Origin of the sequence: Streptomyces sp. NPDC048604, assembly GCF_043199435.1 — a bacterium.
Classification (GTDB): Bacteria; Actinomycetota; Actinomycetes; order Streptomycetales; family Streptomycetaceae; genus Streptomyces.
The window spans coordinates 613,890-627,718 of sequence record NZ_JBICVX010000001.1 but is presented as its reverse complement, the minus strand read 5'-3'; the positions used below and the strand labels follow the sequence as shown (position 1 = coordinate 627,718).

The 13,829-nt window shown below is 72.2% G+C and carries 11 protein-coding genes; 7 read left to right on the top strand and 4 right to left on the bottom strand.

The window, feature by feature from the left end:
* Nucleotides 1-159: 159 nt before the first annotated feature.
* Complete coding sequence (locus tag ACGFMM_RS03045; RefSeq protein ID WP_393642802.1) at nt 160-2,481, top strand: ComEC/Rec2 family competence protein; 2,322 nt, start codon at nt 160-162, stop codon at nt 2,479-2,481.
* Between the two features lie 14 nt (nt 2,482-2,495).
* Here the strand turns inward: ACGFMM_RS03045 and ACGFMM_RS03040 are convergent, their stop codons facing one another.
* Entirely contained in the window at nt 2,496-2,741 is a 246-nt protein-coding gene (locus ACGFMM_RS03040) for a hypothetical protein (RefSeq protein WP_393642535.1), read from the bottom strand.
* 57 nt (nt 2,742-2,798) lie between these two features.
* Between ACGFMM_RS03040 and holA the strand changes: the two genes are divergently transcribed.
* Nucleotides 2,799-3,785: a DNA polymerase III subunit delta gene (gene holA, locus ACGFMM_RS03035; protein WP_393642533.1), complete on the top strand. Its 987-nt coding sequence runs from the start codon at nt 2,799-2,801 to the stop codon at nt 3,783-3,785.
* Between the two features lie 267 nt (nt 3,786-4,052).
* Here holA and rpsT read toward each other — a convergent pair whose 3' ends face one another.
* Nucleotides 4,053-4,319 (bottom strand): 30S ribosomal protein S20, encoded by a 267-nt coding sequence (gene rpsT / locus ACGFMM_RS03030; protein ID WP_393642531.1) that lies wholly within the window; start codon nt 4,317-4,319, stop codon nt 4,053-4,055.
* Nucleotides 4,320-4,503: 184 nt separating this feature from the next.
* Here rpsT and lepA point away from each other — a divergent pair, with 184 nt between their 5' ends.
* The 3 genes from lepA to hemW all read left to right on the top strand — a co-directional run bounded on the left by lepA (nt 4,504) and on the right by hemW (nt 9,816).
* Complete coding sequence (lepA, locus tag ACGFMM_RS03025; RefSeq protein ID WP_393642529.1) at nt 4,504-6,375, top strand: translation elongation factor 4; 1,872 nt, start codon at nt 4,504-4,506, stop codon at nt 6,373-6,375.
* Between the two features lie 250 nt (nt 6,376-6,625).
* Entirely contained in the window at nt 6,626-8,518 is a 1,893-nt protein-coding gene (locus ACGFMM_RS03020; protein WP_393642527.1) for an AMP-dependent synthetase/ligase, read from the top strand.
* Nucleotides 8,519-8,583: 65 nt separating this feature from the next.
* On the top strand, nt 8,584-9,816 hold the full coding sequence (gene hemW, locus ACGFMM_RS03015; RefSeq protein WP_393642525.1) for a radical SAM family heme chaperone HemW: 1,233 nt from the start codon (nt 8,584-8,586) through the stop codon (nt 9,814-9,816).
* Between the two features lie 55 nt (nt 9,817-9,871).
* Here hemW and ACGFMM_RS03010 read toward each other — a convergent pair whose 3' ends face one another.
* On the bottom strand, nt 9,872-10,675 hold the full coding sequence (locus tag ACGFMM_RS03010) for a DUF3097 domain-containing protein (protein ID WP_393642524.1): 804 nt from the start codon (nt 10,673-10,675) through the stop codon (nt 9,872-9,874).
* A 10-nt stretch (nt 10,676-10,685) separates the two neighbouring features.
* Nucleotides 10,686-11,408 carry an MBL fold metallo-hydrolase gene (locus tag ACGFMM_RS03005; protein WP_393642522.1) on the bottom strand — a complete coding sequence of 241 codons (723 nt, stop codon included), beginning with the start codon at nt 11,406-11,408 and terminating at the stop codon, nt 10,686-10,688.
* A gap of 159 nt (nt 11,409-11,567) precedes the next feature.
* Between ACGFMM_RS03005 and hrcA the strand changes: the two genes are divergently transcribed.
* Both hrcA and dnaJ read left to right on the top strand, forming a co-directional pair.
* Nucleotides 11,568-12,584, top strand: a complete 1,017-nt coding sequence (gene hrcA / locus ACGFMM_RS03000) for a heat-inducible transcriptional repressor HrcA (RefSeq protein WP_393642520.1) — start codon at nt 11,568-11,570, stop codon at nt 12,582-12,584.
* A complete protein-coding gene (dnaJ, locus tag ACGFMM_RS02995) occupies nt 12,585-13,724 on the top strand; it encodes a molecular chaperone DnaJ (protein ID WP_393642518.1) in 1,140 nt (379 codons plus the stop codon).
* The last annotated feature ends 105 nt before the right edge of the window (nt 13,725-13,829 follow it).

Sequence of the window (13,829 nt, the reverse complement as noted above, 5' to 3'; positions counted from 1 at the left end):
GACGACGACGTGCGTGAGCCGTGGCAGGAAGGGCCGGCCGATCTCCGGCTGGTGGCGCCGGCGCTGGCCGCCTGGGCGGCTGCCGCGCTCGCCCTGGGCGCGGCAGGCGGGCACGTCGGGGTCGCCGTGGCCGCGTGTGCGGCGGGAGCCGTGCTGTGCATGGTCCCCGCGGGGGTGCGGGCGTGGCGGCGGAGGCCGGTGCGGGGGTTGCGGGCGACCGCCTGTGCCGCGGTGTTGCTGTGCGTGGCGGCCGGCGCGGCTTCGGCGGGGCTGCGTGCGGCGGACCTCGGACGCGGGCCGCTGCCCGGTCTGGCCCGGGAGCACGGGCGACTGACCGCGGAGGTGACCGTGACCTCCGATCCGCGCCCGTCCCGTCCGGTGGTGCGCGGCGACCGGGCGTCCTCGGCGGCCGTGGTGCTGGCCGGCGAGGCCGGCCTGGTGGAGGCCCGGGGCGATCCGGCGGTCAGGACGCGGACGCCGGTGCTGGTCGTCGTACGGGCCGGGGAGGCGGACCGGGCGTGGCTGCGGCTGCTGCCGTCGACCCGGGTACGCGTGACGGCGCGGGCCGCGCCGCCGATGCGGGCCGGCGATCCGTACGCGGCCGTGCTCCGGGTCGAGGGCACGGGGCCGCCGCGCATCACCGGACCGCCGACCGCGCCGCAGCGGCTGGCCGGGGAGCTGCGGGCGGGGCTGCGGCGGGCGACGGACGGGCTCGCCCCGGACGCGAGGGCGCTGCTGCCCGGGCTGGTCGTGGGGGACACCTCCCGCGTCCCGCCCGACCTGCGGGACGCCTTCGAGGCCACCGATCTCACGCATCTGCTGGCCGTCAGCGGCAGCAACCTCACGGTCGTACTGCTGTTGCTCATCGGGCAGCCGGGGCGGGCCGGGCGGGCCGAACGGGGCGGCCTGGCACCACGGATCGGGCTGTCGCTGCGGGCGACGGCGCTGGCCGGCGGGGCGCTCACGCTCGCCTTCGTGGTCGTGTGCCGGCCCGATCCGAGCGTGCTGCGGGCGGCGGCCTGCGGACTGGTCACCCTGCTCGCGATCGGCACGGGCAGACGGCGCACGCTGATCCCCGCGCTCGCGGCGGCGGTGCTCGCGCTGGTGCTGTACGACCCCTGGCTGGCCCGCAGTTACGGCTTCCTGCTGTCGGTCCTGGCGACCGGGGCGCTGCTCACGGTCGCGCCGGGGTGGAGCGAGGCGCTGCGTCGGCGCGGGGCGCCGGGGCGGGTCGCGGACGCGCTGGGCGCGGCGCTGGCGGCGCAGGCCGTGTGCGCCCCGGTGGTGGCGGTGTTCGCCGCGCGGGTCAGCCTGGTGGCGATCCCGTGCAACCTGCTGGCCGAGGCGGCGGTCGCGCCCGCGACGGTCATCGGGTTCGCGGCGCTCGCGCTGGCCCCGGTGGCGCTGCCCCTCGCGGAGGGCCTGGCGTGGGTCGCCGGCTGGCCTGCCGGGTGGATCGCCGGGGTGGCGCGGACCGGGGCGGAGCTGCCGGGTGCGCAGACGGGCTGGCCCGGCGGCTGGGCCGGGGGGCTGGTGCTGGCGGCCGGCTTCGGGCTGGTGGTGGTCGCCCTGCGCAGCCTGCCGTACCGGCGGTGGTGGGTGACCGGCTGCGTCCTGCTGCTCGCGGTCGCGGTGGTGCGGCCGCCGCCGCTGGCCCGGTGGGTCTCCGGATGGCCGCCGCCGGACTGGGAGTTCGTGATGTGCCAGGTGGGCCAAGGGGACGCGGCGGTGCTGGCGGCCGGCGGGGACATGGCGGTGGTGGTCGACGCGGGACCCGACCCGGTCCTCGTGGACCGGTGCCTGAGCGAACTCGGGGTGCGCAGAGTGGCGTTGCTCGTCCTCACGCACTTCCACGCGGATCACGTGGCCGGGCTTCCGGGTGTGCTGCGAGGACGCTCGGTCGGGGCGATCCAGGTGACCGGTCTGGAGGAGCCGCCCGGGCAGGCGGCGTTCGTGCGACGGACCGCGGCCGCCGCGGGGGTGCCGGTGGTGCAGGTGCTGCCGGGGGAGCGGCGGCGGGTGGGCGTACTGGAGTGGGAGGTGCTGTGGCCGGCCGGGGGAGCCGGCGGCGTACCCGCGGGGGCGGCGGACGGGCCCAACGACGCCAGCGTGACCATGCTGGCGCGGACCGGCAGCGGGCTGACGCTGCTGCTGCTCGGGGACCTCGAACCCCCGGCGCAGCAGGGCCTGTTGCGGGCGCGGCCGGATCTCGCGCCGGTGGACGTCCTCAAGGTCGCCCACCATGGCTCGGCCCATCAGGACCCGGACCTGATACGCGCCGTCCGCCCGCGGCTCGCGCTGGTGTCGGCGGGTGCGGACAACCCGTACGGGCATCCCTCGCCGAGGACGGTCGGGGCGCTGCGGGACGGCGGCGCGCAGGTGCTGCGCACGGACCGGGACGGGGCGATCGCCGTGGCCGGCGGACCACGGGTGTGGAGAGCCCTGCCGGAGGGGGAACGAGGCGCCTCGGCGCCGCCGTGAGCGGCCCGGCGGATCTACGGGGCCTCCAGCCAGCCCTCGTACTCCGCGGCGAACTCGTCGAGGGCCGTGGGGTCGAGGCGGGACTCCGGGTCCTCGACGACGACCAGCCACTGGGCGTCCTCGGCGTCGTCCTCGCCCGCCAGGGCGTCACGGACGAGCTGCGGTTGGTCGGCGACGCCGAAGCGGTCCCCGAGTTCCTCGACGACCTCCTCCGCGGCGTCGCGGTCGGGGAGGACCAGCACGTGTCTCACATCGCTCACGTGCACATTCTCCGGCATCGGAGGGAGTGTCCGTGTCGCGTGGGATGCTGGAGCGCGATGGCAAACCGAAAGACTTCGACCGACGACCTCCTCGCCCCCGTCACGCTCGCCGTGGGCCAGGAGGAGCTGCTGCTCGACCGCGCGGTGCGGGAGGTGGTGGCCGCTGCCCGGGCCGCGGACGCGGACACCGACGTACGCGACCTCACCGCCGATCAGCTCCAGCCGGGGACGCTGGCGGAGCTGACCAGCCCCTCGCTCTTCGCGGAGCGCAAGGTGCTCGTCGTGCGGAACGCGCAGGACCTCTCCGCGGACACGATCAAGGACGTCAAGGCGTACATCGACGCGCCCATCGAGGAGATCACGCTGGTGCTTCTCCACGCCGGCGCCGCCAAGGGCAAGGGCCTGCTGGACGCGGCGCGCAAGGCCGGGGCGCGGGAGGTCGCCTGCCCCAAGACCACGAAGCCCGCGGAGCGGCTCACGTTCGTACGGCAGGAGTTCCGGGCGATCGGCCGGTCGGCGACGCCGGAGGCGTGCCAGACGCTGGTCGACGCGATCGGCAGCGACCTGCGGGAGCTGGCCTCGGCGGTGTCGCAGCTGACGGCGGACGTCGAGGGGACGATCGACGAGGCGGTCGTCGGGCGGTACTACACGGGCCGCGCGGAGGCGTCGTCGTTCACGGTCGCGGACCGCGCCGTGGAGGGGCGGGCCGCGGAGGCCCTGGAGGCGTTGCGCTGGTCGCTGTCGACGGGGGTCGCGCCGGTGCTGATCACGAGCGCGCTCGCGCAGGGGGTGCGGGCGATCGGCAAGCTGTCCTCCGCGCGCGGCGGCCGGCCGGCGGACCTGGCCCGGGAGCTGGGCATGCCGCCGTGGAAGATCGACCGGGTGCGGCAGCAGATGCGCGGCTGGACCCCCGACGGTGTCGCCCTCGCGCTGCGCGCGGTGGCGGAGGCGGACGCGGGGGTGAAGGGCAGCGGGGCGGACCCGGAGTACGCGCTCGAGAAGGCGGTCGTGACGATCGCGCGCGCGGCCCGCATGCGCGGCTGAGCAGCCGCCGTACGCCCAAGCCGTACGCCGAGGGCCGGACGCCCGAAGCCGCACGCGTCGACGGCCGTACGCGTCGACGGCCGTACGCGTCGCCGGCTGTACGCCGAAGGCCCCGTCCCGCGCCCTGGGGAAGGGCGGGGACGGGGCCTCGGTTTGGTGCCTGGTACTGGTCGCACACGCGTGGCGAACGCGTCCGCGTGCGACCGGAAGCCGGTCAGGAGCGGGTGAGAGGGACCGCTGTGTCCGTTCCGGCGGTTACATCAGAGCTCAGCCCTGGAGGGAGGCAACCTTGGTGGCCAGCGCCGACTTCTTGTTGGCGGCGGCGTTCTTGTGGATGACACCCTTGGAGACGGCCTTGTCGAGCTGACGGGACGCCTCGCGAACGGCCACGGTGGCCTTCTCGACGTCGCCGCCGGCGGCAGCCTCACGGGCCTTGCGGATCGCGGTCTTGAGCGAGGACTTGACGGCCTTGTTGCGCAGGCGCGCCTTCTCGTTCGTCTTGTTCCGCTTGATCTGGGACTTGATGTTCGCCACGAAAAGAGCCTTTACAGGTTCGATGTTCCTTCTGGATGCGTCTCGCAGGCTGAGAGGGCACACGAGACACAGCTATCCACACTATCAGCCACTCTCGTGCCCGCCCAAACCGGGCGCAGGGCGACGGGCATGGGACCATGGAGCCTACGTATCGATCCGACATCGCCCCGAGACGAGACCCTGCGTGCCCGCGACTCCTACCAACGTGCCCGAGCCGAGCCGTACCGACCCGGCTCTGATCCGCAACTTCTGCATCATCGCGCACATCGACCACGGCAAGTCCACGCTCGCCGACCGGATGCTCCAGCTGACCGGTGTGGTCGACCAGCGGCAGATGCGTGCCCAGTACCTCGACCGCATGGACATCGAGCGGGAGCGCGGCATCACGATCAAGTCCCAGGCGGTCCGGCTGCCGTGGGCGCCGACCGAGGGTCCGGGTCAGGGCGACACGCACATCCTGAACATGATCGACACCCCTGGGCACGTCGACTTCACCTATGAGGTGTCCCGGTCGCTCGCCGCCTGTGAGGGCACGGTCCTGCTGGTCGACGCGGCCCAGGGCATCGAGGCGCAGACGCTGGCCAACCTCTACCTGGCCATGGAGAACGACCTCACGATCGTTCCCGTGCTGAACAAGATCGACCTGCCGGCCGCCCAGCCGGAGAAGTTCTCCGAGGAGCTGGCCAACCTCATCGGCTGCCAGCCGGAGGACGTCCTCAAGGTCTCCGCGAAGACCGGTGTCGGTGTCGACGCGCTGCTCGACCGGGTCGTCCGGGACGTTCCCGCCCCGGTCGGCGTGGCCGACGCGCCCGCCCGCGCGATGATCTTCGACTCCGTGTACGACTCGTACCGCGGTGTCGTGACCTATGTGCGAGTGGTCGACGGTCAGCTGAACAAGCGCGAGCGCATCAAGATGATGTCGACCGGCGCCACCCACGAGCTGCTCGAGATCGGTGTCTCGTCTCCGGAGATGACACCTTCCGACGGTCTGGGCGTCGGTGAGGTGGGCTACCTCATCACCGGCGTGAAGGACGTCCGCCAGTCCAAGGTCGGTGACACGATCACCTCCCTGAACAAGGGCGCCACCGAGGCTCTCGGCGGTTACAAGGACCCGAAGCCGATGGTCTTCTCGGGCCTCTACCCGCTGGACGGCTCGGAGTACCCGGACCTCCGCGAGGCCCTCGACAAGCTGCAGCTCAACGACGCCGCGCTGGTCTACGAGCCGGAGACCTCCGCCGCGCTGGGCTTCGGCTTCCGCGTCGGGTTCCTGGGCCTGCTCCACCTCGATGTCATCCGTGAGCGGCTCGAGCGCGAGTTCGGCCTCGACCTCATCGCCACCGCCCCCAACGTGGTCTACCGCGTGGTCATGGAGGACGGCAGCGAGCACACGGTTACCAATCCGAGCGAGTTCCCCGAGGGCAAGATCAACGATGTGTACGAGCCCGTCGTACGCGCCACGATCCTCGCCCCCAGTGAGTTCATCGGCGCGATCATGGAGCTGTGCCAGACCCGTCGCGGCACCCTGATCGGCATGGACTACCTCTCCGAGGACCGGGTCGAGATCCGCTACACCCTGCCCCTCGCCGAGATCGTCTTCGACTTCTTCGACCAGCTGAAGTCCAAGACGCGCGGTTACGCCTCCCTCGACTACGAGCCCACCGGCGAGCAGGCCTCCAGCCTGGTCAAGGTCGACATCCTGTTGCACGGCGACAAGGTCGACGCCTTCTCGGCCGTCACCCACAAGGACGCCGCGTACGCGTACGGCGTGCGGCTCGTCGCCAAGCTGCGCGAGCTGATCCCGCGGCAGGCCTTCGAGGTGCCGATCCAGGCCGCCATCGGCTCCCGGGTGATCGCCCGCGAGACCATCCGCGCCATCCGCAAGGACGTCCTCGCCAAGTGCTACGGCGGTGACATCTCCCGTAAGCGGAAGCTGCTGGAGAAGCAGAAGGAAGGCAAGAAGCGGATGAAGATGGTCGGCTCGGTGGAGGTCCCGCAGGAGGCCTTCATCGCCGTCCTGTCGAGCGACGACGCGGCCGGCGGCAAGACCAAGAAGTGACCCGGCGCTCGATGGTCGGGTTTCGGCCATACAGCTGACGCAAGACACCCGAACGGGCTCCCGCGCGAACGAGCGGGAGCCCGTTCGTGTGGTGGCGTGCGGGTCCCTTCGTTATGAACCGGGTATGAAGCGGCGGGGCGCAGGCTCTTACGCGGCGGTCTTCGGCCAACTAGTCTGATCCCGGCTCGTAGGTTACTCGCCAGTTAAATACGCACCGCCAGAAGGCACCGCCGCCCGCCCGGAGGACGTCGTGAGCGACACACAGACCCTGATCGAGAACCGGCCGCCCTCCGTGGCGTCCCTCTTCCTTGAGCGCGTCGCGCAGACTCCTGATGCGGAGGCCTACCGGTACCCGGTGCCTTCCTCCACGGGGCAGGGCCCGGACGTCTGGAAGTCGCTGACCTGGGGCGATGCCGCGGAGCGGGTCTATGCCATTGCCGCCGGTCTGATCGATCTGGGCATCCGCCCGGAGGAGCGGGTCGCGCTCGCCTCCGCCACGCGGGTCGAGTGGATCCTCGCCGACCTCGGCGTGATGTGCGCGGGCGCCGCGACGACGACGGTGTACCCGTCGACCAACGCCGAGGAGTCGGCGTTCATCCTCGCGGACTCCGAGTCCAAGGCGCTGATCGCGGAGAACGCCGAGCAGCTGGCCAAGGCGCGCGAGCGCCGCGCCGACCTGCCCGAGCTGCACCATGTCATCGTCCTGGACGCGGAGGGCATCGAGGAGGGCGCCGAGGGCGACCCGGAGGGCTGGGTCCTCACCCTCGCCGACCTCGAGAAGCGCGGAGCGGCGTACCTCGAGAAGCACCCCGAGGCCGTCAAGGAGCGCGTCGCGGAGATCACCGCCGACAAGCTCGCCACGCTGATCTACACCTCCGGCACCACCGGCCGCCCCAAGGGCGTCCGCCTGCCGCACGACAACTGGTCGTACATGGCCAAGGCCATCGCCGCCACCGGCCTGGTCACCAAGGACGACGTCCAGTACCTGTGGCTGCCGCTCGCCCACGTCTTCGGCAAAGTGCTGACCTCCGGCCAGATCGAGGTCGGCCACGTCACCGCCGTCGACGGCCGCATCGACAAGATCATCGTGAACCTGCCGGTGGTCCAGCCGACCTACATGGCCGCCGTGCCGCGCATCTTCGAGAAGGTCTACAACGGCGTCGCCGCGAAGGCCCGCGAGGCCGGCGGCGCGAAGTACAAGATCTTCCAGTGGGCGGCCGGGGTGGCCCGCGAGTACGCCAAGGTCACCCAGGACAACTTCCGCCGCACCGGCACCGCCTCCGCGCCCTTCGCGCTCACCGCGAAGCACAAGGTCGCCGACGCCCTGGTCTACAAGAAGCTCCGCGATGCCTTCGGCGGCCGGCTGCGCGCCGCCGTCTCCGGCTCGGTCGCCCTCGCGCCCGAGATCGGCTACTTCTTCTCCGGCGCCGGCATCCACATCCTGGAGGGCTACGGCCTGACGGAGTCCTCCGCGGCGTCCTTCGTCAACCCGGGCGAGGCGTACCGCACCGGCACCGTCGGCAAGCCGCTTCCCGGCACCGAGGTCCGGATCGCCGACGACGGCGAGATCCTGCTGCGCGGCCCCGGCATCATGGAGGGGTACCACGGCCTGCCGGAGAAGACGGCGGAGGTCCTGGAGGCGGACGGCTGGTTCCACACCGGCGACATCGGCGAGCTGTCCGCGGACGGCTACCTGCGGATCACCGACCGCAAGAAGGACCTGTTCAAGACCTCGGGCGGCAAGTACATCGCGCCGACCGAGATCGAGGGCCAGTTCAAGGCGGTCTGCCCGTTCGTCTCGAACATCGTGGTGCTCGGCGCGGACCGCAACTACTGCTCCGCGCTCATCGCCCTCGACGAGGCCGCCATCCAGAGCTGGGCGGCCGACAACGGCCTGAGCGGCAAGTCGTACGCCGAGGTCGTCGGTTCCCCGCAGGTCGAGAAGCTGATCCAGGGCTATGTGGAGCGCCTCAATGAGGGCCTGCAGCGCTGGCAGACGGTCAAGAAGTTCCGCCTGCTGCCGCGCGACCTCGACGTCGAGCACGGCGAGCTCACCCCCAGCCTGAAGATGAAGCGCCCCGTGGTCGAGCGCACCTACCAGCACCTCATCGACGAGATGTACGCGGGCGCCCGGGAGGCGTAACGCCTCCGACGCCGGGTTATCCACAGGCCGAGGGCTCACCTCGGGCGGTACGGGACAATGGGCTCATGCCTTCCGTACTGCCCGATGGTGAGCCCATGCCCGAGGACGGGGCGCTGCCCGCACGCGCCCTTGAGGGGGCCGGGGAGCGTCCGCTCGGGTTCTATCTGCACGTGCCGTACTGCGCCACGCGGTGCGGCTACTGCGACTTCAACACGTACACCGCCAGCGAGCTGCGCGGCACCGGAGGCGTGCTCGCCTCGCGGGACAACTACGCCGAGCAGGTCGTCGACGAGATACGCCTCGCCCGCAAGGTGCTCGGGGACGACCCGCGGCCGGTGCGGACGCTGTTCGTCGGCGGCGGCACGCCGACGCTGCTCGCGGCCGGCGACCTCGTGCGGATGCTGGGGGCGGTCCGCGATGAGTTCGGGCTCGCGGACGACGCCGAGGTGACGACGGAGGCCAACCCGGAATCCGTCGACCCCGCGTATCTGGCGGAGCTGCGGGCCGGCGGCTTCAACCGGATCTCGTTCGGCATGCAGAGCGCGCGGCAGCACGTCCTGAAGGTCCTCGACCGCACCCACACGCCGGGGCGGCCCGAGGCGTGCGTCGGGGAGGCGCGGGCGGCGGGCTTCGAGCACGTCAACCTCGACCTCATCTACGGCACGCCCGGGGAGTCCGACGAGGACTGGCGGGCGTCCCTCGACGCGGCGATCGGGGCCGGCCCCGACCACGTCAGCGCCTACGCGCTCATCGTCGAGGAGGGCACGCAGCTGGCCCGGCGGATACGCCGCGGCGAGGTGCCGATGACCGACGACGACGTGCACGCGGACCGGTACCTCATGGCCGAGGAGGTCCTCTCGGGGGCGGGCTTCGACTGGTACGAGGTCTCCAACTGGGCCACCTCGGAGGCCGGCCGCTGCCTGCACAACGAGCTGTACTGGCGCGGCGCGGACTGGTGGGGCGCGGGACCGGGCGCCCACAGCCACGTGGGCGGCGTGCGCTGGTGGAACGTCAAGCACCCGGGCGCGTACGCGGCGGCCCTCGCGGCCGGGAAGTCCCCCGGCGCGGGCCGCGAGATCCTCGCCGACGAGGACCGGCGGGTGGAGCGGATCCTGCTGGAGCTGCGGCTGAAGGAGGGCGTGGAGCTGGAGCTCCTCCGCCCTGCGGGCCTCAAGGCGTCCAGGCGCGCCCTGGAGGACGGACTGCTCGACGCGGGCGCGTACGACACGGGGCGGGCGGTGCTGACGCTGCGGGGGCGGTTGCTGGCGGATGCGGTGGTCAGGGATCTGGTGGACTGATCGTTCCGGACGGGCGTCGGCCTCGTGGGCTGTGCCCACCCCTTGCCGAAATGGCCTAGGGGGCCGTGACGAAGTCGATCAGTTCCTCGACCCTGCCCAGGAGCTCCGGCTCCAGGTCCTTGTACGAGGTCACCCGGGACAGGATGTGCTGCCAGGCCGCGCCGGTGTTCTCCGGCCAGCCCAGGGCCCGGCAGACGCCCGTCTTCCAGTCCTGGCCGTGGGGGATCCGGGGCCAGGACTCGATGCCCAGGGACGACGGCTTCACCGCTTCCCAGACGTCCACGTACGGGTGGCCCACCACCAGGACGTGTTCGCCCGTGACCCGGGCCGCCAGGCGGGACTCCTTCGAGCCGGGGACCAGGTGGTCGACCAGCACGCCCAGGCGGGCGTCCGGACCCGGGGCGAAGTCGGCGACGATCGCCGGCAGGTCGTCGACGCCCTCCAGGTACTCCACGACCACGCCCTCGATGCGCAGGTCGTCGCCCCAGACCTTCTCGACCAGCTCCGCGTCGTGCCGGCCCTCCACGTAGATGCGCCCCGCCCGGGCCACCCGCGCTCGCGCGCCGGGCACCGCGATCGAGCCGGAGGCCGTACGGGCCGGGCGCCCGGGCGCGGCCGCGGACGGGCGGACGAGCGTGACCACCCGGCCTTCCAGGAGGAAGCCCCGGGGGTCCATCGGGTACACGCGGTGCTTGCCGAAGCGGTCCTCCAGCGTGACCGTGCCCGCCTCGCAGCGGATCACGGCCCCGCAGAAGCCCGTGGACACCTCCTCCACCACCAGGTCCGGCTCCGCCGGGACCTCGGGAACGGGAGCGGAACGCTTCCAAGGAGGTGTCAGGTCTGGGTTGTAGGCGCGCACTTGGGGGACGTTAGGGCACCTCGATCCGTCGTGCCAGTTCATCGCGCTGCGCCCGTACGAACGCCGCGTCCACCACCGCGCCGTGCCCCGGCACGTAGCAGGCGTCCTCGCCGCCCAGGGCCAGCAGGCGGTCCAGCGCCGCCGGCCACTGCGACGGGACCGCGTCCGGGCCCGCCTGCGGCTCGCCCGACTCCTCCACCAGGTCGCCGCAGAACACGACCTCCCGCGACCCCGGCACCAGCAGCACCAGGTCGTGGCCCGAGTGGCCGGGGCCCACGTTGGCCAGCAGGACCTGCCGGCCGCCCAGATCCAGCGTCCACTCGCCGGACACCACGTGCTGCGGCGCCACCAGGACGTCCGCCGCCTCCGCGGCCTCCGCCGCGCCCAGCCCCTGCGCCACCGCGTCCGCCCGCAGCGCCTCCCGCTCCCGGCCGCGCAGCAGCGTGTCCATGCCGACCGCCCCGTACACCTCGACCCCGGCGAACGCCGCCGTGCCGAGTACATGATCGAAGTGCGGGTGGCTGAGTGCGATGTGCGTCACTTTCCGCCCGGTCATCGCCTCCGCCTGGGAGCGCAGTTCCGCCCCCTCCCGCAGCGAGGCGCCCGTGTCGTACAGAAGTACCGCCCGATCGCCCAGTACGAGCCCCACGGTGGCGTCCCAGCCCGGCAGCCGCCGCCTTCCGACCCCGTCCGCGAGCCGCTCCCAGCCGTACTCTTCCCAACCGATGTCCATACGGTGACGCTAGCGGTCCGGCGTACCGCCTCCTTGCCAGGAGCGATGTCCGCCGCCGTACACTGGCCGGGGGATTCCTGGCACTCGAAGAGGGCGAGTGCCAAACACGGAGCAACCGGAACGACCCGATCACCGGAACGACAGCTGGAGGTGTGCGCCATGCTCAGCGAACGCAGACTCGAGGTGCTGCGCGCCATCGTCCAGGACTACGTCGGGACGGAGGAGCCGGTCGGCTCGAAGGCGCTCACCGAGCGGCACAACCTCGGCGTCTCCCCGGCCACCGTCCGCAACGACATGGCCGCGCTGGAGGAGGAGGGCTTCATCGCCCAGCCGCACACCAGCGCCGGACGCATCCCCACGGACAAGGGCTACCGCCTGTTCGTCGACAAGCTCGCGGCCGTCAAGCCGCTGTCGACGCCCGAGCGGCGCGCGATCCACAGCTTCCTCGACAGCGCGGTCGACCTCGACGACGTCGTGGCCCGCACGGTCCGGCTGCTCGCGCAGCTGACCCGGCAGGTCGCGATCGTGCAGTACCCGTCCCTGACCCGCTCGACGGTCCGGCACGTGGAACTGCTGTCGCTGTCGCCCGCCCGGCTGATGCTCGTGCTGATCACGGACACCGGCCGGGTCGAGCAGCGCATGATCGACTGCCCCGCGCCGTTCGGCGAGACCTCTCTCGCCGACCTGCGGGCCCGGCTGAACAGCCGGGTGGCCGGAAAGCGCTTCGCGGACGTCCCGCGCCTGGTGCAGGACCTCGGGGAGTCGTTCGAGGCGGAGGACCGCGGTACGGTCTCGGCCGTGCTCGCGACGCTCCTCGAAACCCTGGCGGAAGAGCACGAGGAACGGCTGATGATCGGCGGCACCGCCAATCTCACCCGCTTCGGGCACGACTTCCCGCTGGTGATCCGGCCGGTGCTGGAAGCTCTCGAGGAGCAGGTCGTGCTCCTCAAGCTGCTCGGCGAGGCCAACGACTCGGGCATGACCGTACGGATCGGGCACGAGAACGCCCATGAGGGCCTCACGTCCACATCCGTCGTCACGGTCGGCTACGGTTCGGGCGGCGAGGCCGTCGCAAAACTCGGCGTGGTCGGACCGACCCGCATGGACTACCCCGGAACGATGGGAGCGGTACGCGCAGTGGCACGTTACGTCGGACAGATCCTGGCGGAGTCGTAAGTGGCCACGGACTACTACGCCGTACTGGGCGTACGCCGCGACGCGTCGCAGGACGAGATCAAGAAGGCCTTCCGTCGCCTGGCGCGCGAGCTTCACCCGGATGTGAATCCGGACCCGAAGACGCAGGAGCGCTTCAAGGAGATCAACGCCGCCTACGAGGTCCTCTCCGACCCGCAGAAGAAGCAGGTCTACGACCTCGGCGGCGACCCGCTGTCCGCCTCGGGCGGCGCGGGCGGAGCCGGCGGCTTCGGTGCGGGCGGCTTCGGGAACTTCTCGGACATCATGGACGCGTTCTTCGGCACGGCCTCGCAGCGCGGGCCGCGGTCGAGGACCCGGCGCGGCCAGGACGCGATGATCCGGCTGGAGGTCGAGCTCAACGAGGCGGCCTTCGGCACCACCAAGGACATCCAGGTCGACACGGCCGTCGTCTGTACGACGTGTTCCGGCGAGGGCGCCGCGCCCGGCACCTCCGCGCAGACCTGTGACATGTGCCGCGGCCGCGGCGAGGTCTCGCAGGTCACCCGGTCGTTCCTCGGCCAGGTCATGACCTCCCGGCCCTGCCCGCAGTGCCAGGGCTTCGGCACGGTCGTCCCGACCCCCTGCCCGGAGTGCGCGGGCGACGGCCGGGTCCGGTCGCGTCGCACGCTCACGGTCAAGATCCCGGCCGGTGTCGACAACGGCACCCGGATCCAGCTCGCCGGCGAGGGCGAGGTCGGCCCCGGCGGCGGTCCGGCCGGCGACCTGTACGTGGAGATCCACGAGCTGCCGCACCCGACCTTCCAGCGGCGCGGGGACGACCTGCACTGCACGGTCACCATCCCGATGACGGCGGGCGCGCTCGGCACGAAGGTGCCGCTGGACACCCTCGACGGCCGCGAGGAGGTCGACATCCGCCCGGGCACGCAGTCCGGCCAGTCGATCCCGCTGCACGGCCGCGGCGTCACGCACCTGCGCGGCGGAGGCCGGGGCGACCTGATCGTCCACGTCGAGGTCCAGACCCCGACGAAGCTGGACCCGGAGCAGGAGCGCCTGCTGCGCGAACTGTCCAAGCTGCGCGGCGAGGAGCGGCCCACGGGGCAGTTCCAGCCGGGTCAGCAGGGGCTGTTCTCGCGGCTGAAGGACGCGTTCAACGGCCGGTAGGCGCATCTGCCGGGTCCGTTGAACGGCCCGTAGGTTTGCCGGTCCGTGTGTGACAGAGGAGGCGCCGCCTTGTGCGGCGCCTTCTGTGTGACATGACACGATGGC